This is a genomic window from Acidovorax sp. GW101-11A03, from assembly GCF_059424825.1.
On the sequence record NZ_JBWKZU010000045.1, the window covers coordinates 11,401 to 34,695 of the forward strand.

General features: G+C 66.6%; 22 protein-coding genes. 13 read left to right on the forward strand and 9 right to left on the reverse strand.

Features of this window, described 5'->3' with window-relative positions:
- Positions 1 to 11: 11 nt before the first annotated feature.
- On the reverse strand, positions 12 to 2,450 hold the full coding sequence (locus AC07Z7_RS17765; RefSeq protein WP_494767094.1) for a protein kinase domain-containing protein: 2,439 nt from the start codon (positions 2,448 to 2,450) through the stop codon (positions 12 to 14).
- Positions 2,451 to 2,589: 139 nt separating this feature from the next.
- Here AC07Z7_RS17765 and AC07Z7_RS17770 point away from each other — a divergent pair, with 139 nt between their 5' ends.
- On the forward strand, positions 2,590 to 3,174 hold the full coding sequence (locus AC07Z7_RS17770) for a YqiA/YcfP family alpha/beta fold hydrolase (RefSeq protein WP_494767095.1): 585 nt from the start codon (positions 2,590 to 2,592) through the stop codon (positions 3,172 to 3,174).
- 32 nt (positions 3,175 to 3,206) lie between these two features.
- Here AC07Z7_RS17770 and AC07Z7_RS17775 read toward each other — a convergent pair whose 3' ends face one another.
- Positions 3,207 to 4,820 (reverse strand): Wzy polymerase domain-containing protein, encoded by a 1,614-nt coding sequence (locus AC07Z7_RS17775; protein ID WP_494767096.1) that lies wholly within the window; start codon positions 4,818 to 4,820, stop codon positions 3,207 to 3,209.
- 121 nt (positions 4,821 to 4,941) lie between these two features.
- Here AC07Z7_RS17775 and AC07Z7_RS17780 point away from each other — a divergent pair, with 121 nt between their 5' ends.
- The 4 genes from AC07Z7_RS17780 to mtgA all read left to right on the forward strand — a co-directional run bounded on the left by AC07Z7_RS17780 (position 4,942) and on the right by mtgA (position 9,631).
- The gene (locus AC07Z7_RS17780; RefSeq protein ID WP_494767097.1) at positions 4,942 to 7,020 is read left to right on the forward strand and encodes a ribonuclease catalytic domain-containing protein; all 2,079 of its coding nucleotides are present in this window, start codon (positions 4,942 to 4,944) and stop codon (positions 7,018 to 7,020) included.
- A 24-nt stretch (positions 7,021 to 7,044) separates the two neighbouring features.
- Positions 7,045 to 7,905, forward strand: coding sequence for an energy transducer TonB (locus AC07Z7_RS17785; protein ID WP_494767098.1), 861 nt, complete (start codon positions 7,045 to 7,047; stop codon positions 7,903 to 7,905).
- Between the two features lie 119 nt (positions 7,906 to 8,024).
- Positions 8,025 to 8,879 carry a shikimate dehydrogenase gene (gene aroE, locus AC07Z7_RS17790; protein ID WP_494767099.1) on the forward strand — a complete coding sequence of 285 codons (855 nt, stop codon included), beginning with the start codon at positions 8,025 to 8,027 and terminating at the stop codon, positions 8,877 to 8,879.
- A gap of 17 nt (positions 8,880 to 8,896) precedes the next feature.
- Positions 8,897 to 9,631, forward strand: coding sequence for a monofunctional biosynthetic peptidoglycan transglycosylase (gene mtgA, locus AC07Z7_RS17795; RefSeq protein WP_494767100.1), 735 nt, complete (start codon positions 8,897 to 8,899; stop codon positions 9,629 to 9,631).
- Positions 9,632 to 9,671: 40 nt separating this feature from the next.
- Here mtgA and AC07Z7_RS17800 read toward each other — a convergent pair whose 3' ends face one another.
- Positions 9,672 to 11,126, reverse strand: a complete 1,455-nt coding sequence (locus tag AC07Z7_RS17800; protein WP_494767101.1) for a cytochrome P450 — start codon at positions 11,124 to 11,126, stop codon at positions 9,672 to 9,674.
- 76 nt (positions 11,127 to 11,202) lie between these two features.
- On the opposite strand from AC07Z7_RS17800, the gene AC07Z7_RS17805 reads away from it, so the two are divergent.
- The 4 genes from AC07Z7_RS17805 (at position 11,203) to ruvC (ending at position 14,650) form a co-directional block, all read left to right on the forward strand.
- On the forward strand, positions 11,203 to 12,114 hold the full coding sequence (locus AC07Z7_RS17805) for an AraC family transcriptional regulator (RefSeq protein ID WP_494767102.1): 912 nt from the start codon (positions 11,203 to 11,205) through the stop codon (positions 12,112 to 12,114).
- A gap of 76 nt (positions 12,115 to 12,190) precedes the next feature.
- Positions 12,191 to 12,964 (forward strand): lysophospholipid acyltransferase family protein, encoded by a 774-nt coding sequence (locus tag AC07Z7_RS17810; RefSeq protein WP_494767103.1) that lies wholly within the window; start codon positions 12,191 to 12,193, stop codon positions 12,962 to 12,964.
- 85 nt (positions 12,965 to 13,049) lie between these two features.
- Positions 13,050 to 14,042, forward strand: a complete 993-nt coding sequence (locus AC07Z7_RS17815) for a phosphatidate cytidylyltransferase (RefSeq protein WP_494767104.1) — start codon at positions 13,050 to 13,052, stop codon at positions 14,040 to 14,042.
- 59 nt (positions 14,043 to 14,101) lie between these two features.
- On the forward strand, positions 14,102 to 14,650 hold the full coding sequence (ruvC, locus tag AC07Z7_RS17820) for a crossover junction endodeoxyribonuclease RuvC (protein ID WP_494767105.1): 549 nt from the start codon (positions 14,102 to 14,104) through the stop codon (positions 14,648 to 14,650).
- A gap of 75 nt (positions 14,651 to 14,725) precedes the next feature.
- Here the strand turns inward: ruvC and AC07Z7_RS17825 are convergent, their stop codons facing one another.
- The 5 genes from AC07Z7_RS17825 to AC07Z7_RS17845 form a co-directional block, all read right to left on the reverse strand.
- A complete protein-coding gene (locus AC07Z7_RS17825) occupies positions 14,726 to 15,376 on the reverse strand; it encodes a hypothetical protein (protein ID WP_494767106.1) in 651 nt (216 codons plus the stop codon).
- Between the two features lie 18 nt (positions 15,377 to 15,394).
- Positions 15,395 to 15,799, reverse strand: a complete 405-nt coding sequence (locus AC07Z7_RS17830; protein ID WP_494767107.1) for a hypothetical protein — start codon at positions 15,797 to 15,799, stop codon at positions 15,395 to 15,397.
- Positions 15,799 to 16,551: a hypothetical protein gene (locus AC07Z7_RS17835; protein ID WP_494767108.1), complete on the reverse strand. Its 753-nt coding sequence runs from the start codon at positions 16,549 to 16,551 to the stop codon at positions 15,799 to 15,801. The genes AC07Z7_RS17830 and AC07Z7_RS17835 overlap by 1 nt, the downstream gene beginning before the upstream one ends.
- Before the next feature lie 18 nt (positions 16,552 to 16,569).
- Complete coding sequence (locus tag AC07Z7_RS17840) at positions 16,570 to 17,322, reverse strand: M48 family metallopeptidase (protein WP_494767109.1); 753 nt, start codon at positions 17,320 to 17,322, stop codon at positions 16,570 to 16,572.
- Positions 17,323 to 17,634: 312 nt separating this feature from the next.
- Positions 17,635 to 18,120 (reverse strand): CZB domain-containing protein, encoded by a 486-nt coding sequence (locus AC07Z7_RS17845; RefSeq protein ID WP_440113673.1) that lies wholly within the window; start codon positions 18,118 to 18,120, stop codon positions 17,635 to 17,637.
- A 201-nt stretch (positions 18,121 to 18,321) separates the two neighbouring features.
- Here AC07Z7_RS17845 and AC07Z7_RS17850 point away from each other — a divergent pair, with 201 nt between their 5' ends.
- A complete protein-coding gene (locus AC07Z7_RS17850; RefSeq protein ID WP_494767110.1) occupies positions 18,322 to 19,356 on the forward strand; it encodes an LLM class flavin-dependent oxidoreductase in 1,035 nt (344 codons plus the stop codon).
- 7 nt (positions 19,357 to 19,363) lie between these two features.
- Here AC07Z7_RS17850 and AC07Z7_RS17855 read toward each other — a convergent pair whose 3' ends face one another.
- Positions 19,364 to 20,113, reverse strand: a complete 750-nt coding sequence (locus AC07Z7_RS17855) for an SDR family NAD(P)-dependent oxidoreductase (RefSeq protein WP_494767111.1) — start codon at positions 20,111 to 20,113, stop codon at positions 19,364 to 19,366.
- Positions 20,114 to 20,367: 254 nt separating this feature from the next.
- Here AC07Z7_RS17855 and gspF point away from each other — a divergent pair, with 254 nt between their 5' ends.
- The 3 genes from gspF to AC07Z7_RS17870 all read left to right on the forward strand — a co-directional run bounded on the left by gspF (position 20,368) and on the right by AC07Z7_RS17870 (position 23,224).
- On the forward strand, positions 20,368 to 21,600 hold the full coding sequence (gene gspF / locus AC07Z7_RS17860) for a type II secretion system inner membrane protein GspF (RefSeq protein ID WP_094291527.1): 1,233 nt from the start codon (positions 20,368 to 20,370) through the stop codon (positions 21,598 to 21,600).
- A 270-nt stretch (positions 21,601 to 21,870) separates the two neighbouring features.
- Entirely contained in the window at positions 21,871 to 22,806 is a 936-nt protein-coding gene (locus AC07Z7_RS17865) for a 5'-nucleotidase (protein WP_494767112.1), read from the forward strand.
- Between the two features lie 58 nt (positions 22,807 to 22,864).
- Positions 22,865 to 23,224 carry an EF-hand domain-containing protein gene (locus AC07Z7_RS17870; protein ID WP_252659903.1) on the forward strand — a complete coding sequence of 120 codons (360 nt, stop codon included), beginning with the start codon at positions 22,865 to 22,867 and terminating at the stop codon, positions 23,222 to 23,224.
- The last annotated feature ends 71 nt before the right edge of the window (positions 23,225 to 23,295 follow it).

Genomic DNA, 23,295 nt, shown 5'->3' on the forward strand with positions numbered 1-23,295 from the left:
CCCCTGCGCCGTCACCCCGCCTGCCGGAAGGCCATCACCGCCTGGTTGCGCAGGGTGCGCAGCAGGCCCAGGGCCTTGTCGTCCACCACAATACCGCCCGCCACCGTCTGGTCGGCATAGATCAGGGCAAAGGTCTGGCCTTTGATCTGCAGCGGCAGCAGCAGGAATGAGGGGGCATTGAGCCCCGTGCGGTACCACTGCGGCAAACGCGCCTGCATGCGCGGCTCGGTGGCGTCGTTGATCAGCGTGTCGGCGCCGCGCAGGCACACGGCGGCAAACAGGTCGCCCTGGGCCTTCAGCGGCACCTTCATGGCGCGCACGGCGGCCTCGCTGCCTTCGCCCAGGCCAAAACGGCCGGTCAGCACCTCCGTCTTGGGGTCGCGCAGGCAAAACACCATGCGCCGAAAGCCCAGCGCCCGGAACATGGTCTCCAGGATCATGCGCAGCACATCGTTGAGCTGGAAGCTCTCGACCATGGCGTTGGTGATGTCCTGGATGCCTGCCGCCAGCACTTCGTTGACCTGCGCCACCGACACCGCACCGCCCGCCTGGGATTCGAGCACGGCCGGCAGGGGCGGAGTTTCGCTGGGGCGCAACTCGTGGGAGCCCAGGGCATCCTCAACCACTGGCTGGGCACCAGCAGGCTGCGGCAGCCGCAGCAGCCGGGCAGCGGGGGTGTCGGGCGCCACCCGCAGGTCCAGCGCCTCGGCCAGCGCCACCAGCTTGTGGCGCGCACGCAAAGTGGCCTCGGCAATCGACTCGGCCGACAGGGCCAGGGGGCGGGCGTACCGGGTACCGACCTGGCCCAGTTGGGCCTCCATCTGGGCAGGATCGCCAAACAGCAGCGTGCTGGCCACCTCGTTGGCCGCCATGGCCGCCCAGCGCATGCGCTCCGCGCCCTGTTCGGGCGCGCGCTGTGTGGGTGAGCCCAGCGGCTTGCGCATGCAGCGCTGCAGGCTCTCTGGCAGACCCCAGACGCGGGCCACGCCCACGCCCAGGTCCTCGAACCCCAGCCCCAGCACCTGCAGGGAGGCCGATTCCTCGCCCCCTTCCATGCGCCCCGAGGCCACCAGGCTGCGCACCTGGCGCGCTTCTTCCGGAAAGTAGAACTCGCACAGCATGCGCCCCAGGTTCTGGAACATGGCGCCGATGAAGGCTTCCTCGGCTGCCTGGCTGGCCCCGCACAGCTCGGCGGCCACCGAGCCCGCCATCATCGCGCGCAGGAACTCCTCGCGCATCTGGCTGGCATGCTGCTTGTCCTGCATATGGTCCAGCAGCACCAGACTCAGCGCCATGTTGCGCACCGCGTTGAAACCCACCAGGCTCACCGCACGCGACACGGTGCTGATGGTGCCCCGGCTGGCATGGGCGTAGTGCACGCTGTTGACCAGGCGCAGCAGCTTGTTGGTCAGCGCCACGTCCTTGAGGATCTCGTGCGTGAGGTCGCTGATGCTGTCGTCTTCCGAGTTGGCCACGCGCTGGATGCGCGCAACCGAATCCGACAGCGCCGGGAAATCACTTTTGTGGCGCATGCGCCGCAGCAAGAAGTCCAGCGTGGCATTGCTCGCGGCTGTGGGGGCACTGGCCGGGGCGGCCCAGGCGCGCAGCGCGTCGCGAAACTCTGCCGCCGAGGCGTAGCGCTGGCCGGGGTCGCGCGCCATGCCACGCTGCAGGATGGCGCGCAGGCCGTCGTCCACGCCCGGCCCCAGGTCTTCGGGCAGGGCCAGGTCTTCGTTCGCCAGACGGTACAGCGCCTGCCAGGTGTCCTTCTGGTGGATCAGCGGCTTGCCCGAGAGCAGCTCGACCAGCACCAGGGCGGCGGAGTACACATCCATCGCAGGGGTGGGGGCAGCGCCTGCGGCAGCCTCCGGGGCCATGTAGGCCGGTGTGCCGCTGGCCAGTTGCGCATCGGGCGCGGCCTGCACGGGGGCCGCCATGCCAAAGTCCATCACCCGCGCATGGCGCTGGGCATCGACCATGATGTTGGAGGGCTTGAGGTCGCGGTGCACGATGCCCGCCTGGTGCGCGGCCTGCAGGCCGTCAAGGACATCCACCATCAGCGCCACCGCATCGTGCGGCGTGCACCGCCCCTGCTGGGCCAGATGCTCCGCCAATGTGCGGCCGGGCACGTATTCGAACACGATGTAGGGCTGCAGGCCCTGCACATCGGCCTCGAACACGGGCACGATGTTCGGATGGGCCAGGCGCCCCACATGGCGCGCCTCGCGCAGCCACTGCTCCAGCACCGAAGGGTCCTGGTCCTGCAAGGGCCGCATGAGCTTGATGGCCACCTCGCGCTGCAGGCGCGGGTCCACCGCCAGCCACACCGTGGCCTGCGCACCCCGGCCCAGCTGCTTTTTCAGCTCAAACCGGCCCAGTGTGGCGGGAGGCTTGTCGCCTGATCCGAGCGCCCAACGTCGGGTGGTGGAGAACGGGGCAAAATCGGGCATGGTGCAGGGAGCGAATCAAGGCGCCGCGCTGCATGGCGCCCCGTGGTTACGATTTGATACCCCCATCTTATGCCTGCGCCGCCCGGTCTGGAGCAGTGATTCCCCTGCCCCGCGTTTTTCTCGCTTTTTTTGTCTCCTGATGGCCACCACGCACCTTTTGTACCTGCACGGTTTCCGCTCCTCGCCCCTGTCGGCCAAGGCCCGCCAGATGGCGGCGCATGTGGCCCAGCACCACCCGGCAGTCACTTTCTGGTGCCCGCAGTTGCCACCCTCGCCACGGGCGGCCATGGCGCTGGTGGCAGAGGGCATTGCCACCTGGCCGCGCGCGGCCATGGCGGTGGTGGGGTCGTCGCTGGGCGGGTTCTATGCCAGCTGGGTGGCGCAGCACACGGGCTGTCCCAGCGTGATGCTGAACCCCGCCGTGGACCCGGCCCGCGACCTGGCCCGCTACATCGGCGAGCAGACCACGTGGCAAAACCCCGAGGAGCGCTTTTACTTTCTGCCCGAGTACATCACCGAACTGCAGGCCCTGGACATGCGCGGCCGCCCCCCGGCGGGCCCGGAGCTGGCCATCATTGCGAAGGGAGACGAAGTGCTCGACTGGCGCGAGATGGCGGGGAGGTACCCCGAGGCGCGGCAGATTGTGCAAGAGGGCGGGGACCATGCGCTGGGCAACTTTGCCGAGTACCTGCCGCAGGTGGTGGAGTTTCTGGACCTGGCCTGAGCCTCAACCCCGAACCAAGGCAAAAAAATGCGCTACCGAGCCCTCGACGCACTGGCAGCCCCCGGCCCTTTCCAGCGCTCGTACTCCGCCGGGTAGGCAATGCGGTAGCGCTTCATATGAAACGCGGCCTCATCGTCTTTGCCCAGCAGCACGGCGCTCTCGATCAGCGCCTGGATGACGCGGGGTTCGGGCGAGAAATGCAACAACTCCCGCGCCAGCAGGTTGATCTGCGGGGCGGTCTCGCGGGTGAGCCCGATGGTGGACAACAACGCGAAATCCACCTGGTCCGAGAAAAACAGGGTGTCGGACACCTTGGACATGGTGTCTTCCTGGTAGGCGGCAGGCCGCAGCGCCACAGGCTTGTAAAGCATGCCAACCCGGTAGTGCTCCCACAGCACCAGCGCGCCCACTCCGGCGGCGCCCACCAGTACCAGCGTGGCTGCGGCTTTGGTGGCACGAGAGTATGCCCAGTCAGGCAAGGTCTGCGGCCACAGCAGCAGGGCCATTGCCAACACCGAGGCCAGCTGGAAAGGCCCGTACCAGAGTGGAAATTCCAGCATACTGTGCACACCCACAACGGCCAGTACACCCCAGGCCAGTTGGCGCACAGGATCGGTTTCGGCCCAGGGCCGTGCACACACCACCCAGGCCAGCACCAACACACACACCAGCAAGGCCACCGGCAGTCCCAGCTCCACGGCCAGCTGCAAAGGCAGGTTGTGGGCGTTGTCCAGCAGCACACAGAACCGCTCACCGGGGAACAACGTGATGTAGTGCGCGTAGTCCAGCTCACCCCAGCCCCAGCCCAGCCACGGTTTTTGCGCGATCAGGTGCAGCACATTCGCCCACAGAACGCGGCGGCTGTTGCAGCCCTGCTCGTCGCCGAGGATGCGTGTGAAGAGGCCATCGGTACTGAAGCCGGTCCACTCCAGCAACAGGCGTGGCAGCAGCCAGGCTGCCGCGATGTACATCAGCACGCCAACCAGCGACAGCACCAGCGCCACGCGACCCCCACGGCGGCTCCAAACCAACAGCATGCACACCACCAGCAGCCACTGCAGGGCACCTGTGCGCGATGCCGTGGCTGCACTGGCTATGGCCAGCAGGGCCAAGCCCCAGGCCAGCAGCAACCCCACCAGCCAGGAGGGCCATGCCCGCCCCCCGCCAAGCAGGGCGCTTGGTGCCGCGCTGGCCTGGTCGCCACCTTCGATCCGCGCCTGGAGCTGGACCACCAGCCACAACAAGGCCCACACCCCCATGCTCAGCAACGAGGCCTGCTGGTTGCGCTGGCGCAGGTTGCCGATCGCCTGGCCCGGTGCAGAGGCGTGCACCCAGGGAGACAGCCCCAGATCGCCACCAAAAAACTGCGCCAGCCCGATACCGCCACCCAGCACACCCGCCAGCACCAGACCGAGCGCCAGGTGCGACGCCACGAAGGTCCGGGCATCCGCGCGGGCTGCATATCCCCCCTCGGAGGCGCGCGCATGCCACGAGCGGGCCCCCATCAACAGGAAAATCACCAAGCCGCACGACCACGAAGCCACCACAGGCCAGAAATTGAAAACCGGGGCTTCTGTGTAGCCAAAAACAAATGGCAGCGTCAGAGCCACCAGAAACAGTGGTGCGGCAACAGCGTCAAAAAGCATGGGGCTCACTCAGAAGGGGTTCAGCGCTGGTGCGATGCCGGCGAGGTGGTGCGCATCATAGGGGGTGGCTTGCGCGCCCAGCATCCGGGCGCCCTGCGCCGCCCATGGGACAATCCCTGCCATGCATGCACTGTTTGAAGAAGCCGGTAAATTTCTCGCCGGCCGTATCCTGTCGGAAGCCGACACATCCGCCCAGGTCGAGCTGGATTCGGGCAAACGGGTCAAGGTCAAGGCCGCCCACATCCTTCTGAAGTTCGAAAAACCCGCCCCGGCAGAACTCATTGCCCAGGCCCAGGCCGTGGCCGAGACCATCGAGCTGGACCTGGCCTGGGAATTCGCGCCCGAGGACGAGTTCGGCTTCGCCGACCTGGCGCGCGACTATTTTTCCGAGAACGCCACCCTGGCCCAGCAGGCCGGTGCGCTGTTCCGCTTGTACGACGCGCCGCACTATTTCCGCCGCGCGGGCAAGGGCCGGTTCAAGAAGGCCTCGGCCGAGATCCTGCAGCAGGCGCTGGCCGCCATCGAGAAGAAGAAGGCGATCCTGGCGCAGATCGACGAATGGGCAGCCCAGCTGGGCCGGAGCGAATGCCCTCAACCCATCCGCGACCAGCTCTACAAGATTCTGTTCAAGCCCGACAAGAACGCGCCCGAGTACAAGGCCGTGGTCGAGGCCAGCCGCGCCACGCACACCGCGCCACTCGACCTGCTGCAAAAGGCAGGCGCCATAGACTCGGCCTACCAATTCCACTGGAAGCGCTTCCTGTTCGAGAACTTCCCCAAGGGCACGAATTTCCCGGCCGTCACAGCCCCGGTCATTGCGGACGAGCTGCCCCTGTCGCCCGCTCAGGCCTACTCCATCGACGATTCGCAGACCACCGAAATCGACGATGCGTTGTCCGTCCAGGGCCTGGGCACCGGTACCGTGGTGCTGGGCATCCACATCGCCGCACCCGGCCTGGCCATCCAGCCCGGCAGCGCGATTGACCAGCTCGGCCGTGCGCGCCTGTCCACGGTCTACATGCCGGGCTACAAGATCACCATGCTGCCCGACGACGTGGTGCAGACCTACACGCTCGATGAAGGCCGCGCCAACCCGGCCGTGTCGCTGTACGTCACCATCGACGAAGCCACGCTGGAGTTCAAAAGCTCCGAGACCAAGCTGGAGCGCGTGCACATCGCCGCCAACCTGCGCCACGACCAGCTCGACAGCGTGGTGACGGAAGAATGGCTCACCAACCCGGCGTTTGAGCATCAAAACGACCCCCACCGCCTGTCTGACTTGCGTGGACAGCTATCCTTTTTGCACCGCCTGGCCAAGGACCTCAAGGCCCGCCGTGAAGTGGTGCGCGGCAAGCCCGAGAACTTCAACCGGCCGGACTACAACTTCCGCCTGGTCGGCAACAACGGTGCCGAGCCCACGGGCGATGAACAAGTGCAGATCAGCGTGCGCCAGCGCGGCGCGCCGCTCGACCTGATCGTGGCCGAGGCCATGATCGTGGCCAACAGCACCTGGGGCAGCTGGATGGCGGAGCTGGGCGTGCCCGGCATTTACCGCAGCCAGGCCAGCATGGCGCCGGGCGTGAAGGTGCGCATGGGCACCAAGGCGCTGCCGCATGCGGGCATCGGCGTGAAGGCGTACTCGTGGGCCACCTCGCCCCTGCGCCGCTACACCGACCTGGTCAACCAGTGGCAGATCATTGCCTGCGCCCGCCACGGCAAGACCGCCGCGCTGGCCGCGCCCTTCAAGCCCAAGGACGCCGACCTGTTCTCCATCATCAGCAGCTTCGACGCCGCCTACAGCGCCTACAACGGCTACCAGGCCGGCATGGAGCGCTTCTGGACGCTCAAGTATGTGGAGCAGAACGGCATCACCGAGCTGAACGCCACCGTGTTCAAGGAAGGCCCGGGCGGCAGCTTCCTGGTACGGGCGGACGACATCCCGCTGGTCTTCCCCGTGCTGGGCGCGCAGAACCTGCCGCGCGGCGCGCGCCTGAAGGTGAAGCTGGGCGAAGTGGACGAGATCACCCTCGACATCCACGGCACCGTGATTGAGCGCCTGGACGACCCGGCGGACAGCAGCGACGACGGCCCGGTGGAAGATGCGGACGAAGACGACGACACCGTGGCCGGCCCGATTGCCATCGCGGTGGATGTGAACGAAGCACCCGCTGAAGCCGTAGCGGCCGCTCCCACCCCCTGACCACGCCCCTGATAATTGCCGGCGATGAAACTCCCTGCCTTCCTCCGCACCGTCAGCACGCTGCAGCTCGCGCTGGGTTTCTCGGTGGCCGTGCACGCTGCGCTCATTTCCGTGCGCTTCATCGAACCCGAAGGCTTCAACCGCGTGTTCCAGGACACGCCGCTCGAAGTCATCCTGGTCAACGCCAAGTCCAACGAGCGCCCCGACAAGGCCCAGGCGATTGCCCAGGCCAGCTTGGCGGGCGGCGGCGATGCCGAAAAAGGCCGCGCCACCAGCCCCCTGCCCTACACCGCCCTCACGGCCGTGGGCGACGACTTCGAGGAAGCGCAGCGCAAGATGGACGCGATGCAGGAGCAGCAGGCGCAACTGCTGGCCCAGCTGCGCAAGCAGCTCGCCACCATGCCCGAGCCCGACCCGCGCAAGCCCAGCCAGAGCGCCGACCAGGCGAACGAGCAGGAAAAGCGCCGCCAGCTCGTCAAGCTGCTGGCCGAGATCGAAAAGCGCATCAACGAAGAAAATTCGCGCCCCAAGAAGCGCTACATCAGCCCCGCGACGCGCGAAGAGGCCTACGCCATCTATTACGACGCGCTGCGCCGCAAGGTCGAGGACAAGGGCACCGAGAACTTCCCCGAACAGGCCGGGCGCAAGCTGTATGGCGAGCTGACCATGATCGTCACCGTCAACCACGACGGCCGCGTGCTGGGCACCGAGGTGGTGCAAGGCTCGGGCAACAGCACCCTGGACCGCCGCGCCGAGGCCATTGCCCGTGCCGCCGGGCCCTTTGGCGCCTTCGGCGCCGACATGCGCAAGAAGGCAGATCAGATCGCCATGGTGGCGCGCTTCAAGTTCACCCGCGACCAGACCCTCGAAACCAGTGTTCGGTAACCCCCCCTGAGTCGCCTGCGGCGCCTTCCCCCCAGGGGGACGCCGCCAGCGGCCTGGCAAAGCCAGTTCCGCGGCGGCCCTGGCCGAACCCCGCCCCTGATGCAGCCCTTGTTATTCCCATGACATCTTCGCCTCTCTCCGCCGACCTGTATTGCGTGATGGGCAACCCCGTGGCGCACAGCCGCTCGCCCGCCATCCACGCCCGCTTTGCCGAACTCACGGGCGAGCCCATCGCCTACGAGCGCCGCCTGGTGCCCCTGGACGGCTTTGCCCAGGGCGTGCGCGACTTCGTGGCCGAGGGCGGGCGTGGCTGCAATGTCACCGTGCCTTTCAAGACCGACGCGCCCGGCCTGGCCACCGTGTGCAGCGAGCGTGTGCAACTGGCAGGCGCGGCCAACACCCTGACCTTCCGCGCCGACGGCAGCATCTACGCCGACAACACCGACGGCCTGGGCCTGGTGGCCGACATCACCCACAACGCGGGTGTGCCGCTCGCCGGGCGCGATGTGCTGCTGGTGGGGGCAGGCGGCGCCGCTGCGGGCGTGCTGGGCCCGCTGCTGCTGGCCGGGGCGCGCCACATCACCGTGGCCAACCGCACGCTGGCCAAGGCCCAGGCGCTGGTGCAATCTCATCACCCACTCGCCTTGCTACAAAAAGCAGAGCTAGAGGCGCTGGAACCAAGCGCGGTAATGGCCAATTTTGATGTGATCATCAACGCCACGGCCAGCAGCCTGGCCGGTGCCGGGGTGCCCGTGCCCGCGACCGTGCTGCGCCCGGGCGCTCTGGCCTACGACATGATGTACGGCCCCGCAGCGCAAGGCTTCCTCGACTGGGCCCGGCAGCACGGCGCCGTGCCCCGTGACGGCCTGGGCATGCTGGTGGAGCAAGCCGCCGAGGCCTTTTTGCTGTGGCGCGGCGTGCGCCCGCCGTCGGCCCAGGTGCTGCGCGAAATGCAGCAATCCGCCACCGCCTAAGCCCCGGGGACGCCACCATGAAAGCCGTGCTGCGCTGGCTGGGACTGCTGGTGATCGCCTTCGTGGCGCTGCAGCTGTTCTTTGTGCTGCGCATTGCCGCCATGGCAGCCATCAACCCCGAGTCCACCACCTTCCAGCGCTCCGAAGCCTGGACGCTGCTCTCCACCAAAGGCCATGTACCCTGGCGTCAGCAATGGGTGCCCTACGCGGACATCTCCGACCACCTCAAACGCGCCGTCATCGCCTCGGAAGACGATGGTTTTGTGAACCACGATGGCGTGGACTGGAACGCCATCGAAAAAGCCTGGGAGCGCAACGCCAAGGCCGAAGCCCAGGCCAGCAAGGCCGCGGCCCGCGCCCCCGACCGCCCGATGCGCGCGCCCAAGATCCGGGGCGGCTCCACCATCACCCAGCAGCTGGCCAAGAACCTGCTGCTCTCGGGCGAACGCACGCTGCTGCGCAAGGGCCAGGAGTTCGTGCTCACGCTGGCGCTGGAGCAGTTGCTTTCCAAGCAGCGTATCCTGGAGATCTACCTCAACAACGTGGAATGGGGCGAAGGCGTGTTCGGCGCCGAGGCGGCCGCACAGCACTACTTCCGCAAAAGTGCCAACCGCCTGAGCACCGCCGAAGCCGCGCGCCTGGCGGTGATGCTGCCTGCGCCCAAGCGCTTTGAGAAAACGCCCGGATCGGCGTATCTGGCAGGACGGACACGCACGATCCTGGGGCGCATGGGCGGCGCGGAGCTGCCCTGAAGCCGGCAGTCGGCTGCGTCACCCACACGCCTGCAGCGCCTCATCGCCCCTGCGGTGCCTCACGCCGCTGCAGCCATAGGGCAGACGCTCCGTCCGGCCGCAGCGTCACTTGCAACCGGGGTGCTCCCACAGCGCTCCCCTCCGGCAACCGCACCGTGTACCGCTGCAGCAGCATCGCCGCCAGCAGCGTCATCTCCAGCATCGCAAAGTGCTGGCCAATGCACACGCGCGGCCCCAGCCCGAACGGGATCCACGCACCCCGGTGGATGGACGGCGCGCCGTCCAGAAACCGCTCAGGCACAAAACGGTCCGGCTCGGCAAACCAGCGCGCATCGCGGTGGAGCACCCAAGGGGTGATGCGCAGCATGGCGCCCCGGGGCACCGGCACCCCGCCCAGCGTGATGGGCGCGGTGGTGCGGCGGCTCATCAGCGCGGCGATCGGGGGGTACAGGCGCAGCGCTTCCTTCAGCGTAGCGCCCAGCCAGGGCAACTGGGCCAGATGCTCGGGGCCGGGGGTGCCGCCCTGCAACACGGCATCGACCTCGGCCTGGGCACGCAGCGCGGCCTCGGGATGCTGGGCCATGAGCAGGGTCCACCACAGCAGCGTGGTGGCGCTGGTTTCGTGCCCGGCCTGGAAGCTGACGATGCACTGGTCAAACACCTCTTGGGCCGACAAGGCCTCGCCGGTTTGCTCGTCGCGCAGGGCCAGCAGCATGTGCAGCAGGTCTGAGCGATCCGGGGCACCGGGTGCGGTCACCTCGGCCTGACGGGCATGGATGTGGCGCCACACCAGCCCTTTCAACGACCGGATGGCGCGCCGCTTGGCCGCCTTGCCCGGCAGGGGCAGCCAGTCGGGCAAAGTGAAGGGCATGAACATCTCCTGGTAGGCCGTGGCCCCCAGTGTCTGTGTGGCCCAGGCGGCCTCGCGCGCATCGGCCTGCGCCGAGGTGCTGAACAGCGTGCGCAGGATCACGTCCATGGCCACATCGGTCCAGAGCGCATCCACCGCCACCCGCGCACCGGGCTGGCCCGGGGGCACAGCCGCGTCGAGCGCGCTGCGGGCGGCATCGGTCATCAGCTGCGCGTAGCCCGCCACCCGCTTGGGGCTGAAGGCGGGCATCAGCATGCGGCGCTGACGCTGCCAGGTATCGCCTTCGGTCACCAGCACGCTCTGGCCAAACACCTCCTCGAACACTGCTATGCCACGCTCCCAGCGGATGAGCTTGTCGGCATGGGTGATGAGCGCCTCACGCACCAGGTCGGGGTGCATCAGGTCCCATGCGTCTTCGTAACCCAGGCGCATGCGAGTGAGGTCGCCATGTTCGCGTTGCAGTTGGGTCACAAAACCCAGGTAGTCGGCGCGCATGGAACGCAGCAGTGGCAGGCCCCACCAGCGGCTGCGCGGGCCGCGGGGCAAAAAAGAGGTGGGAGGAACGGCGGGGGAGGATACGGAGGCAGTGGCGGGAGGCGCCACTGGGGCGGAGGTCGGGTTCATGCCCCGCATGCTGCAGCGCAGCAGCGCGGCCGTATTGAACGATTGCGACAGCCCCCGTCGCCTACACTCCCGCCCCATGGCAAGCTTGGCCCCACCCTCCCCCCGGCACCCCACCGGGTTGATCCCTTCGGGCGAGCTTTGGTTGCCGCGCGCCAGCCTCACTGCCTGCCTACGCGCCGCCATGGCGCGCAGCACGGTGGGCTACACGCTCAGCGATGCGCAGCGCATCAACCGCTTTCCGGCGTCACCGCTGTGCAGCCTGAGCTGGTGGTTTGAAGGCCGCAGCGAGGCGCTGGTGGCCGAGCGCCCCGACACCATGCCCACGCAGCACAGCCCGCGCGAGGCCTACCCGGGCCGCTGGGTGCTGGCGGGCCCGCAGACCCGCCCCACCTCCAGCTACTGCGCCGGGCCCACGCACGCCATGATGGTGATGTTCATGCCCGACGCGCTGCACCAGCTCACCGGCGTGGACCCCGGCGCCCTGACCGATCGCATGGTGGACGCGCAATCGCTGCTGCCACCCGACTGGGTGGCGCTGTGCGAAACGGTACAGAACCTGCCTGACAACGCGGCCCGCATGCAATACCTCGAAGACTTTCTGGAGCCCCGCTGGCAGGCCTGCCGCCCCACCCAGGCGCTGCAGACGCAGCGCTACGGCGACTGGGTCGCGCACCTGGCGCAACGGGCCGCCCTGTCCGCCACCGGACGCAGCCTGCGCCAGCTGGAGCGGCGCATCAAGCGCTGGGCCGGCTTGCCTCTGCGCGAGCTGCGCGGCTTTGGCAAGGCCGAACAAGCGTTCTTCGACACCATCGCGGCCGATGCTGCCCAAGGCAGCGTCAGATGGGCCGATGTGGCCGCAGGCGCGGGGTTTTCGGACCAGTCGCACCTGTGCCGCGTCACGCGGCGCATCACGGGCTATGCGCCGCAGGCGCTCTACGACGGCATTTACGGCGACGAGGCTTTCTGGGCGTACCGCATCTGGGTGTAGGTGGGCGCTGCGGCACTGCAGCTACCCGCCACGACGCTGGGCGGCGCAGGCCATACCGCCCCGTATGATCCGCCCCATGCTTGCCAAGTTGATGAGTTTTATCCTGCTGGGGATCGTGCGGTTTCTGACCGGCTCCCAGGCCCGCTGGTATGGCTGTCCGCCCAAGGCCGAGCAGCGCATCTATTTCGCCAACCACCAGAGCCACGCCGACATGGTGCTGATCTGGGCCGCCCTGCCCGAAGAGCTGCGCAGCATCACGCGGCCCATTGCCGCCAAGGACTACTGGACCAAGACGCCGTTCCGGCAGTGGATCACCACCGCCGTATTCAACGCCGTGTATGTGGACCGCCAGGCCACGCCCGCCCGCCCGCCCGCCCCTGCGCCGACAGAGCCCGTCGGCGTGATCGGCGCCATGGCCACCGCATCTGCCGACGCAGACACCGCCATGGCGGGCGGCCCAGACCCATCGCCCGACACGCCACCACGCACCCCCACGCCCGAAGAACTGCGCGCCGCCCTGCCCGAATCCGATCCGCTGGCACCGCTGGTGCGGGCGCTGGCCAGCGGCGACTCCATCGTGATCTTCCCCGAGGGCACGCGCGGCCATGGCGACGAGCCGCAGTCCTTCAAATCCGGCCTGTTCAAGCTGGCGCAGATGTTTCCGCAGGTGGTGTTGGTGCCCGCCTGGATCAACAACGTGCAGCGCGTGATGCCCAAGGGCGAAGTGGTGCCCGTGCCCATCCTGTGCTCGGTGACCTTTGGCGCGCCCATCCAGCTCGAAGCGGGTGAAGAACGCCGCCCTTTCCTCGATCGCGCACGCCGCGCCGTGATCGCCTTGCGGGAAGTCTGAATATGACCCCCACGCTCATCGCTTCGCGTATCGCTGCCCCCCGAGGGGGCGCGTCATTGCCTTCGGGCGGCCGGGCGGCAACGACATGAACAACTTCCTCCGCGGCTTGACCGCCACACAGCAAATCGGTGCCCTCTTTCTGGCCGTGTTCGGCATCCTGTCCATCGTTACCGTGTGGGCATTTGTGCGCAATCTGCGCGAGCATGCGAGTGACGACCCCGAGTCCGAAGCACGCATGCTGGAGGCCAGGCGCTTCTGGGGCCTGCTCAAGACCTCGTGGATGATGGCCACCGTGTTCTGGGTGGGCTGGGTGCTGGGCGACACCGTGGCCACCGTGCTGTTTGCCATCGTGGGCTTTTTTGCGCTGCGCGAGTTCATCACCCTCTCGCCCACGCGCCGGGGCGACCACCGCAGCCTGGTGCTGGCGTTCTTCGTGGTGCTGCCGCTGCAGTTCTGGATCGTGGGCAGCAAGATGTTCGACCTGTTCACGGTCTTTATCCCGGTCTATGTGTTTCTGGCGCTGCCCGTGGTGAGTGCGCTGGCCAACGACCCACAGCGGTTTCTGGAGCGCAACGCCAAGCTGCAGTGGGGCATCATGGTCTGCGTGTATGGCATGAGCCATGTGCCCGCGCTGCTGCTGCTCGACTTCCCGGGCTACCGCGACAAAGGTGCGTTCCTGGTGTTCTTCCTGGTCTTTGTGGTGCAGACCTGCATGGTGGTGCAGCACCTGCTGGGGCGGCGTTTTCCGCACACCCCCGTGGCGCCGCAAGTGAGCCAGAGCTTCCAGTGGGCCAGCTGGCTCGCTGGCGTGGCCGTGGGCGGGCTGGTGGGCGGGCTGCTCACCTTCATCACCCCGTTCAAACCCGGCCAGGCGCTGGGCATGGCCCTGCTGGCCTGCGTGGCAGGCAGCCTGGGGCACCTGGTGATGAAGGCCCTGAAGCGCGACCGGGGCATCACCAGCTGGGGCATGCAGGGCATGTCCGTCACCGGTGCCGGCGGCCTGCTCGACCGGGTGGACGCGCTGTGTTTTGCAGCCCCCGTGTTCTTCCATTCAGTGCGCTGGTACTTCGGACTTTGAGCAAAAATGGCCGTCTGCGCGCGACCATATTGCCCAAATAGCTATTAAATTTATAGCAAATGCGTATTCTTGGCATTGACCCCGGCCTGCAGACCACCGGCTTTGGCGTGGTGGATGTGGACGGCCACCAACTCAGCTATGTGGCCAGCGGCACCATCCGCACTACCACGCTGGCCCTGGGCGACCTGCCCGGGCGTCTGAAGATTTTGTTCGACGGCATCACCGAGGTTGCAGCCCGCTATGAGCCCGATGTGGCCTCGGTAGAAATCGTGTTCGTTAACGTCAACCCCCAGTCCACCCTGCTGCTGGGCCAGGCACGCGGCGCCGCCATCACCGCCCTGGTGGCCAGCAACCTGCCCGTGGCCGAATACACCGCCCTGCAAATGAAAAAAGCCGTCGTCGGCCACGGCCGCGCCGCCAAGAGCCAGGTGCAGGAGATGGTGCGGCGGCTGCTGCAGCTACCGGGCCTGCCGGGCACCGACGCGGCCGACGGCCTGGGCATGGCCATCACCCATGCACACGCCGGTGCGGCCATGGGGCGACTGGGCGAGGCGGCCACGCTGAATCGACGGCAGCATGCGATGTACAAGGGGGGGCGGAGTTATTGACAACAAAGGGAGCCGCCGCCTCCAGCGCGATGGCTGCACGGTTTCACACGCCATCCGTCCATCGCTTCCCAGCTCTCAATCGCAGTATTCAAACTTGGTGACTGGTTTTGAAGCAATGTCTTTCGCCAGTTTCCGCGCCAGCGCCACCGATTCGTGGGACGCCTCAAAATACGCGCCGACTCCACCCCAGTAAAAACCGCGTGGGCCGCGACAGAGCATCACAATCGCAGGCGTTGTAGACACGGCGAAGCTGTCGCCGCCCTCAACCACCAGCTCATACCGGACTCGCTTCATGGCGGGGCCGCGCAACGTCTCCAACACCCGTGCCTCGTAAATGTGGCGCTCCTCTGTCGCTACAGGAATTTCTCCGCGCCGAGCCAGCGTGGGCAGCGGGCGCCCCCTGGAGATGGGCTCAACGGTGATACGGGTATGCACCACCACAAATGCATAGGGCGTCATCGCCATGGCGCGGGCGAGTCCGTCTTGTTCTTCTGCGGTCACAGGCTCGGGGGTGGCCTTGGCCTGCTCCATCCCAGAGAGCTGCTCGCCAGCCAAGCCAGTAATGCTCACCACCGCAGTCAAGGTCAGCGCAACACCGCAACGCATGAGCCAGCGCAAGCAGCCAATACTCGCGGACTGTCTTAAGGGCGGCAGCGAATCACCGGCGCAGCTCACTGCCCAATCGCCACGACCGCTATCAATCAACACGCTCGAAGGGTTTGTCATTGATCCTCGGGCCGGCCCTTAGATTGGCGGTGGGGGCGTGGTTTCTCGTACACAGTCACTTGCTTGCGACTTCGCATCGCCAATAAGGCAAATCGGCTGTCGGCGCGAATCGGCCATCAAGCGCAGTTCTGCTTCATGCAGGGCTAGATGCAATCGCCCACTTTGCTCCAACGCATTGCGCATCGCTTGCCAGCCAGGATCGGTTTCGCCGATTGCAGTGGGTGTGCCATCGACCAATGCCCCCCACAAGACCCAAGTTTCACCAATGAACCCTGCGTGAGAAGCCAGATGAAGACGGGCCAATTGATCGACGAGCCCTGGCGACAGGGGCAATAGCGTTGGGTTCGAAGAAGGATATCCACGCGCACGCCGCTTGGCGATAGTGTCCAGAAAATAGCGATTGATCCGGTCAACCCAGTCCATCAGCCAAGTTTCCATTCCATGCTGGTAACAAAATCATATGTTTTGGTGCCAGCCTTTTCACCCACAGCAGCACCCGCTGCCCCAAAACCAAACGCGCCCACAATCCCGCCGATAAGACAACCGCCACCGGTACCAAGCTCGCCTATGACAGGCAAAATCAGGCTGGGAGACAACAACGCGGCACCAGCAAGACAGCCGGCCCAAGCGCCTCCCGCACCCCCGGCAGCACCGCCCACAATAGCCCCCGCCTGTCCAAATGCAACGCGCGAGCGATCTTGCGGAGCAGCTTGGGAGATGATGACCCCCGACAGAGAGATTTGAATGATGATGGCGGCCGGGCCAGCGCCGCGCACGGTGGCTGCGAAGCGGTTAACCGAACTACGGCTTTTACCCACGCTGGTAAGCACTGCTTCGATGCTGCCTTTCCGTGCAACAAGCTGATCCAGCGTCGGCAAACTGCTGGACGGCTTCAACAGCTCCGAGTAGATGCGCCCCCACGGACTGAGCCTCTGACGCATTTGCATCACGAGCGCATTCCGTTGCCCCTCTACAAGTGCGCGGGCTTCCTGCGCGGTAACGTTTCCACGCAACAGCAACGCATTGGCTTGACGCGATATGGCTTGGTTGGCTTGGTCATAGCTCTTGCGCATGAATGCATCCCAGCTTTGGGTAGCACCGACTGCATAGCTACCCTCTACCGCGACTTGAACGACTGGGCTATACAGATATTGCTGTTCTTCTTGCGTTGCCATTGGGTGATCCAAACTTTTTTATGCCACCTGCGTCTTCATCCGCTCCGCCCGCTCCTTGGGCGACGGGTGCGTGGACAGGAAACTGCTTGAATCCCCGCCCGACATGGCCGCCAGCTTCTCCAGCGCCGTCACGCAGGCCTTGCCGTCGTAGCGCTTGGCTTTCATGAACCCCATCGCATAGTCGTCGGCTTCGCGCTCGTTGCTTTGCGAATGCTGGGCGCGCACCACTTTTTCAAACAGGTCGCCGAGCTGCGAGGTGGCTATGGCGCCCGCCTTGCTGTTGCTTGAGGCCACGGCATTGCGCAGCGCGCTGGTGCGCAGGGCGGCCTGGATGCGGGCCTTGCTGTGGCCCTTTTTGACGTGGCCGATTTCGTGGCCGATGACGTAGCGCACTTCGTCGTCGGTGAACTTGTCCATGAGGCCCGAGTACACGCGGATGGTGCCGTTGGCCATGGCAAAGGCGTTGATGTCGGGGGTGAGATAGACCTTGAAGTTCATCTTCAGGCCGTCGTAGGTGCCCAGGCCGGCCGTGAGCTTGTTCAGGCGGGTGGCGTAGGGGTTGCCGGCAGGGGCGATGCGGTTTTGGCGGTCGCTTTCGGCGGCCATCTGGTCAAAGGCGGCTTTCACCTCTTCGTCGGTCAGCGACTCGGATTTGGCCAAGTCCTTGCCGGCATCAAGCACCTTGCCCAGGTCGAACTGGGCCCACACAGGGGATACGGCGCTCACGCCAGATGCCAAGGTGGCGAGCGTCAACAATTTACGGCGGTCCATCGGGGTTCCCTCTCTTCATCTTGCTGGTTTATGTCGGCACCAACGCCGGCGCCCATGCCATTGCCTGGGGGGCGGTGCGGGCCGAAGGATAGCCACGGCATCGCCATTTCCGGCTCCGGGACGTGTCTGCAGATGTAAGAGCTGTGTGCCGATGCAGGAGGGCAGCGACCAGCCCGGTGGGCGCTGAGGCTGTGCGCTCAGCACGATGCGTACAAGAGCCCGTTCAGAACCAATGCCAGCGCATTGTTGTTATGCGTCAATAGCTATCAAAAGTAGAGCAACCAGCGACACAAGCGCTGGGCCATGCACGGCTCAGCGCCCCAGCCCGCGCTTCAACTCCTTGAGCAGCAGCAGCACCTGGTTGGAGGCATGGCGGCAGCTGCTGTTGAGCAGTTGCACCGCTTTTTGCTGCTCGCCGGACTGGAACAGCGTGACCACATCGGCGGCCTGCTGGTGGAAGTATTTGTGGCGGGCCACGAGCATCTCGAATGCCGGGTAGTGCCCCAACCGCACGCGCCCCGTGCCATACAGCCAGCGGCCGAGGTCGCAACGGTCGTCCTGGCAAATGCGTTCGGGCCGCATGACCTCGTCGGAACGGCCGTTGACCATGTCCTGCAGCTGCAGGCGCCAGCGCTCGTGGCTGGCAATGGCGGCGTCGATGTCGATTTCAGTCATCAGGGTGGCCGCGTATTCCGCGTCCAGCACCAGTTCGCTGCCGTTGTCCTCCATGGCCCAGGTGGTATCGGGGCTGGTCGGATCCTGCTCCTTGATCTTGAACAAACGGCTGAAGAAACCCATCGTTATCCCTTTGACGGCCACGGGTCCGCGTTCACCGGAACATGCCCACGCGGAAAAGTCTTGAAACATTCTGTGGCGCCGCCGCCGTTTTGGCTACCAAAAAATCGCCCGGCCGTAAAAATCGCGCCGGGCAACCCTTCGGGCCCTGCCAGCTCTGCCCCGGCGCCAGCACAAAGGCACCAGCGGCCAGACAATGCAGCCATGACTTCTACTCCCCGTCGCCCCGCCCTGTCGATGCTGGACCTGGTGGCCGTCCGCGAAGGCGGCACCGTGGCCGATGCCCTGCAGATTGCACTCTCCACCGCACAACACGCCGAGAAACTGGGTTTTGCCCGCTACTGGCTGGCCGAACACCACAACATGGCAGGCATTGCCAGCTCGGCCACAGCCGTGCTGGTGGGGCACATTGCCGGGGGCACTTCGCACATCCGCGTGGGCTCGGGCGGCGTGATGCTGCCCAACCATGCCCCGCTGGTGGTGGCCGAGGCCTTTGGCACCCTGGCCGAGCTGTACCCGGGCCGCATCGACCTGGGCCTGGGCCGCGCGCCCGGCACCGACCCGGCCACCATGCGCGCGCTGCGCCGCAGCCGGGTAGAAACCGCCGACGACTTTCCGCAGGACGTGGCTGAATTGCAGCGCCTGCTGGTCCCCGCCGAGCCCGGCCAGCGCCTGATTGCCATGCCCGGCGCGGGCACCAACGTGCCGATCTGGCTGCTGGGCTCCAGCCTTTTCTCGGCGCAGCTCGCTGCCGAGCGCGGCCTGCCCTATGCCTTTGCCTCGCACTTCGCCCCGCGCCTGCTGCACCAGGCGATCGACCTGTACCGCAACCTGTACCGACCCTCCGCCGCCTGGCCCCAGCCCTATGTGGCGATTGGCGTACCGCTGATTGCGGCGCCCACCGATGAGGAAGCGGAGTTTCTGGCCAGCAGCACCTACCAGCGGGTGCTGGGCATTCTGACGGGCGACCGGCGCCGCTTACTGCCGCCCGTAGAGAACTATGCGGAGCGCCTGCAACCGCAGGAACGTGCAGCCATCGGCGACTTTCTGGCCGCCGCCGTGATCGGCGGGCCCGACACGGTGCGCACGGGGCTGGCGCAGCTCAGCGAAGCCACCGGGGCTGACGAGCTGATGCTGGTGAGTGATGTGTACGACCCGGCGCTGCGGCTGCGGTCGCTGGACATTGCTGCGCAGGCCCACAGCACCCTCGGCGCCGCAGGCCAGGCGGTGTCCACCTGAGGAGCGCTCAACGGGCCAGGTAGCCCCCGTCCACGGGGTAGTACGCTCCGGTCACAAACGACGCCTTGGCTGATGCGAGCCAAGCCACCAGTTCGGCCACCTCTTCCGGCTGCCCCAGGCGCCCGACGGGGTGCGCGCCTACCAGCATGGCGTGGATGCCTGCATCCTGCTCCAGCCCGCTGATCATCGGCGTGTGGATGAAGGCAGGCCCCACGGCGTTGATGCGCACACCCTGTGCGCTGTACTCCAGGGCGGCCGCCTTGGTCAGTCCCACCACGCCATGCTTGGCGGCGGTGTAGGCCGGTGCGGTGGCAAAGCCGACGGCGCCCAGGATGGACGCCATGTTGATGATGGAGCCCCCGCCGTTCTTGAGCATGGCTGCGATCTGGTACTTCATGCCGTAGAACACGCCCGACAGGTTGGTGTTGATGACCTGCGCCCAGCCGTCCAGCGGGTAGTCGGCCGTGGGTGCCTGGGGGCCACCAATGCCCGCGTTGTTGCATGCGATGTCCAGGCGGCCATAGTGGGCCACGGTGCGGATCACCAGCGCTTCGCAGTCCCCGGGCTTGCCCACGTCGGCGGCCACAAATGTGGCGTCTCCCCCGGCTGCGCGCACCAGTGCGGCCGTTTCCTCGCCTGCCTGCACGTTCACATCCGACACCACCACCCGGGCGCACTCTCGAGCCCACACCAGGGCAATCGCACGACCGATGCCCGACGAAGCGCCGGTGACCAGCGCTACCTTGTTCTTCAGCATGAAAGACTCCTTGTCCGTCCACAAGACCTGCCGCCGGATGCCGCAGGCCACTTTTGATTCTGCGCACCGGGCAGTCTCACGCCTTGACCTGGATCATGCAGCGGCCGCCGGCGTGGCATGACATGGCATGGGCGGGAGTGCCTCTGGTAGCGGCTACCATCTGGGGCTGCAGTGATTCCACCCACCTCCGCCTGCTGCCCGCGTGTGGTGGGACTGCCGGACCTCCTTGCTACCGCTTAACCGCCTACGCCCGCATGCCCGCTTTTTCCTTTGAAGCCCTGGACGCCCAGGGCCAGACCCGCAAAGGCCTCATGGAGGCCGACACCGCCAAGGCCGCACGCAGTCTGCTGCGGGCGCAGGCCCTGGTGCCGCTGGCGGTGGAGCCGGTGCAAACCGGCCAGTCGCAGGACGGTCGCGCTGCCAGCCTGGGCCAGCGTCTGTTCACGCGGCCCGTGTTCAGCGCCACCGCGCTGGCCATCTGGACGCGGCAGATCGCCGGACTGGTGTCGTCGGGCCTGCCGCTGGAGCGGGCGCTCACGGCCCTGTCCGAAGAAGCCGACGACGAACGCCAGCGCCACCTGGTGGCTGCACTGCGGGCCGAGGTCAATGCGGGCGCCACGTTTGCCCGCGCGCTCTCGCAGCACCCGCGCGAGTTTTCCGACATTTACTGCGCCGTGATTGGCGCGGGCGAGCACAGCGGCAACCTGGGCCTGGTGCTGGAGCGCCTGGCCGACGACCTGGAAGAACGGCAGGCGCTCAAGGCCAAGCTGGTGGGTGCAGCGCTTTACCCGGCCATCGTCACCCTGGTGGCGATTGCCATCGTGCTGTTCCTGGTGGGCTATGTGGTGCCGCAGGTGGCCAGCGTGTTTGCGGGCACCAAGCGGGCCCTCCCCTTCCTGACGGTGGCCATGCTGGGCCTGAGCGCTTTTGTGCGCAACTATGGCTGGGTGATGCTCGCGGCCGCAGTGCTGGCCGCCGTCGGAGCCCGGTGGGCGCTGGCCATCGACCCTGTGCGCGAAAAGTTCGATGCCGCCTGGCTGAAGCTGCCGCTGGTGGGGAAGCTGGCGCGGGGCTACAACGCGGCGCGTTTTGCGGGCACGCTGGCCATGCTCTCGGGCGCAGGCGTGCCCATCCTCAAAGCCTTGCAGGCCGCAGCCGAAACCCTGAGCAACCGCGCCCTGCGCGCCGATGCGCTGGATGCCCTGGTGCTGGTGCGCGAGGGCGCCCCGCTGGCCTCGGCGCTGGCGCAGAAGAAACGCTTCCCCGGCCTGCTATCGATGTTCGCGCGCCTGGGCGAACAGACCGGCCAGTTGCCCGTGATGCTGCAGCGCGCCGCGCGCCAGCTCTCGACCGAAGTGCAACGCCGCGCCATGGCGCTCGCCACCATCCTGGAGCCGCTGCTCATCGTGGGCATGGGCGGCATCGTGATGCTGATCGTACTGGCCGTGCTGCTGCCCATCATCCAACTCAACCAGTTTGTGAAGTAGAGCGTGTTATGCACTTTTACGCACCCGCGTCGGGCCCACAGGCTGGTGATCGCAAGGCGCAGCGCGCTGCCAAGGCAAGCGCCTTGGCAAGTGCTGCAACGCCGCGAGCGCCTGCCTGTGGGCCCGACCCTATGGGAAAACCGGGGAAAGGCCCGGCCACGTTGTTGCAGGCCACTTGCGGTATTCATACCGCCGCGCGGCCGGCGCCTAGTTGCCGGGCCTTTCTCCGGCTTTCGCGGGCACGTAAAAGTGCATAACACGCTCTAACGTATGGCGGTGACCCTGGACGACAAGCTGGTGGTGGCGATCTCCTCGCGCGCGCTGTTCAATTTTGAGGAAGAGAACCGCGTTTTTGAGAAAGACAACGACCGCGCCTATGTGGACCTGCAGCGCCAACGGCTGGATGTGCCCGCAGCGCCGGGCGTGGCGTTTTCGCTGGTGCGCAAGCTGCTCGCGTTCAACACGACCGAGCACCAGCGCGTGGAAGTGGTGCTGCTCTCGCGCAACGACCCGGTCAGTGGCATGCGCGTGTTCCGCTCGTGCCACGCCCACGGCCTGCCCACCATCCAGCGCGGGGTTTTCACGCAGGGGCGCGATCCGTTCCGTTACCTGCGGCCGCTGGGCGCCCACCTGTTCCTGTCGGCCAACGAGGCCGATGTGCGCGAAGCCCTGCACCTGGGCTACCCGGCGGCGCGGGTGGTGACCGAATCCATGCAGGCAGGTGACGCCAACCCCGCCGAAGTGCGCATTGCGTTCGACGGCGACGCCGTGCTGTTCTCCGACGAAGCCGAGCGCGTGTACCAAGCCCAGGGTCTGGCGGCTTTTCAGCAGCATGAAAGTGACAAGGCCGCCCTGCCGCTGCCCGACGGCCCCTTCAAACCCCTGCTGGCTGCCCTGCACCGGCTGCAGTCCGCCGGGGAGGCTGGCAGCACCACGGGCATGCGCATCCGCACGGCCCTGGTCACGGCGCGCAGCGCACCGGCGCATGAGCGTGCGATCCGCACACTGATGGACTGGGACATCAATGTGGACGAGGCCATGTTCCTGGGCGGCCTGCCCAAGGGCGAGTTCCTGCGCGAGTTCGAGCCCGACTTCTTCTTTGACGACCAGACGGGCCATGTGACCTCGGCCGCGCGCCATGTGCCGGCTGGGCATGTGAACAGCGGCATCTCCAACACGGCGCCGCTGCGCCCCGCCGGGAACTGACCGCCGGGTTCGCGGTCTGTCAGGGTCGGGCCACCACCCGCCTTCAAGGAGCCCTGTTTTGCACACCCCCATCCCCCGAGCCTGCGTGGCCGCCCTCTCCCTCTGGATCGCAGCCTGCAGCGCAGCTTGGGCACAGGCGCCGGACGCCGACACACAACCGCCCGCACCCACCAAAGGGGAAGCCAAGGCCTTGCGTGATTTCAAGATGCTGGATTTCAACGGTGACGGCAAGCTGAGCCGCACCGAGGTGCAACTGTTTCCCCGGCTGGCGGCCGCGTTCGATGACGCGGACACCGACAAGGACGGTTATGTGTCGTACGAGGAAGTGCGGGTCTTTGCCGCCAAATACCGGGAGCAGCGAGACCAGCAACGTGCCGCCGCCCAGGCGGCAGCTGCCGCCTCATCGCCCCGGCCGTGATGCCGTGGCGTGAAAAATACAAGAAAATTTGACCGCTACCGCGCTTCCATCAATACCTTATAGCTATCATT

What these genes read in the sequence shown, in the direction of transcription:
- AC07Z7_RS17865 (WP_494767112.1), top strand. Translation starts at nt 21,871, where the DNA reads ATGGCGGTGACCCTGGACGACAAGCTGGTGGTGGCGATCTCCTCGCGC.
- AC07Z7_RS17815 (WP_494767104.1), top strand. Translation starts at nt 13,050, where the DNA reads ATGAACAACTTCCTCCGCGGCTTGACCGCCACACAGCAAATCGGTGCC.
- AC07Z7_RS17825 (WP_494767106.1), bottom strand. Translation starts at nt 15,376, where the DNA reads ATGACAAACCCTTCGAGCGTGTTGATTGATAGCGGTCGTGGCGATTGG.
- AC07Z7_RS17805 (WP_494767102.1), top strand. Translation starts at nt 11,203, where the DNA reads ATGGCAAGCTTGGCCCCACCCTCCCCCCGGCACCCCACCGGGTTGATC.
- AC07Z7_RS17835 (WP_494767108.1), bottom strand. Translation starts at nt 16,551, where the DNA reads ATGGCAACGCAAGAAGAACAGCAATATCTGTATAGCCCAGTCGTTCAA.
- AC07Z7_RS17855 (WP_494767111.1), bottom strand. Translation starts at nt 20,113, where the DNA reads ATGCTGAAGAACAAGGTAGCGCTGGTCACCGGCGCTTCGTCGGGCATC.
- AC07Z7_RS17770 (WP_494767095.1), top strand. Translation starts at nt 2,590, where the DNA reads ATGGCCACCACGCACCTTTTGTACCTGCACGGTTTCCGCTCCTCGCCC.
- AC07Z7_RS17765 (WP_494767094.1), bottom strand. Translation starts at nt 2,450, where the DNA reads ATGCCCGATTTTGCCCCGTTCTCCACCACCCGACGTTGGGCGCTCGGA.
- AC07Z7_RS17780 (WP_494767097.1), top strand. Translation starts at nt 4,942, where the DNA reads ATGCATGCACTGTTTGAAGAAGCCGGTAAATTTCTCGCCGGCCGTATC.
- mtgA (WP_494767100.1), top strand. Translation starts at nt 8,897, where the DNA reads ATGAAAGCCGTGCTGCGCTGGCTGGGACTGCTGGTGATCGCCTTCGTG.
- gspF (WP_094291527.1), top strand. Translation starts at nt 20,368, where the DNA reads ATGCCCGCTTTTTCCTTTGAAGCCCTGGACGCCCAGGGCCAGACCCGC.
- AC07Z7_RS17775 (WP_494767096.1), bottom strand. Translation starts at nt 4,820, where the DNA reads ATGCTTTTTGACGCTGTTGCCGCACCACTGTTTCTGGTGGCTCTGACG.
- AC07Z7_RS17810 (WP_494767103.1), top strand. Translation starts at nt 12,191, where the DNA reads ATGCTTGCCAAGTTGATGAGTTTTATCCTGCTGGGGATCGTGCGGTTT.
- AC07Z7_RS17785 (WP_494767098.1), top strand. Translation starts at nt 7,045, where the DNA reads ATGAAACTCCCTGCCTTCCTCCGCACCGTCAGCACGCTGCAGCTCGCG.
- aroE (WP_494767099.1), top strand. Translation starts at nt 8,025, where the DNA reads ATGACATCTTCGCCTCTCTCCGCCGACCTGTATTGCGTGATGGGCAAC.
- ruvC (WP_494767105.1), top strand. Translation starts at nt 14,102, where the DNA reads ATGCGTATTCTTGGCATTGACCCCGGCCTGCAGACCACCGGCTTTGGC.
- AC07Z7_RS17830 (WP_494767107.1), bottom strand. Translation starts at nt 15,799, where the DNA reads ATGGACTGGGTTGACCGGATCAATCGCTATTTTCTGGACACTATCGCC.
- AC07Z7_RS17840 (WP_494767109.1), bottom strand. Translation starts at nt 17,322, where the DNA reads ATGGACCGCCGTAAATTGTTGACGCTCGCCACCTTGGCATCTGGCGTG.
- AC07Z7_RS17845 (WP_440113673.1), bottom strand. Translation starts at nt 18,120, where the DNA reads ATGGGTTTCTTCAGCCGTTTGTTCAAGATCAAGGAGCAGGATCCGACC.
- AC07Z7_RS17800 (WP_494767101.1), bottom strand. Translation starts at nt 11,126, where the DNA reads ATGAACCCGACCTCCGCCCCAGTGGCGCCTCCCGCCACTGCCTCCGTA.
- AC07Z7_RS17850 (WP_494767110.1), top strand. Translation starts at nt 18,322, where the DNA reads ATGACTTCTACTCCCCGTCGCCCCGCCCTGTCGATGCTGGACCTGGTG.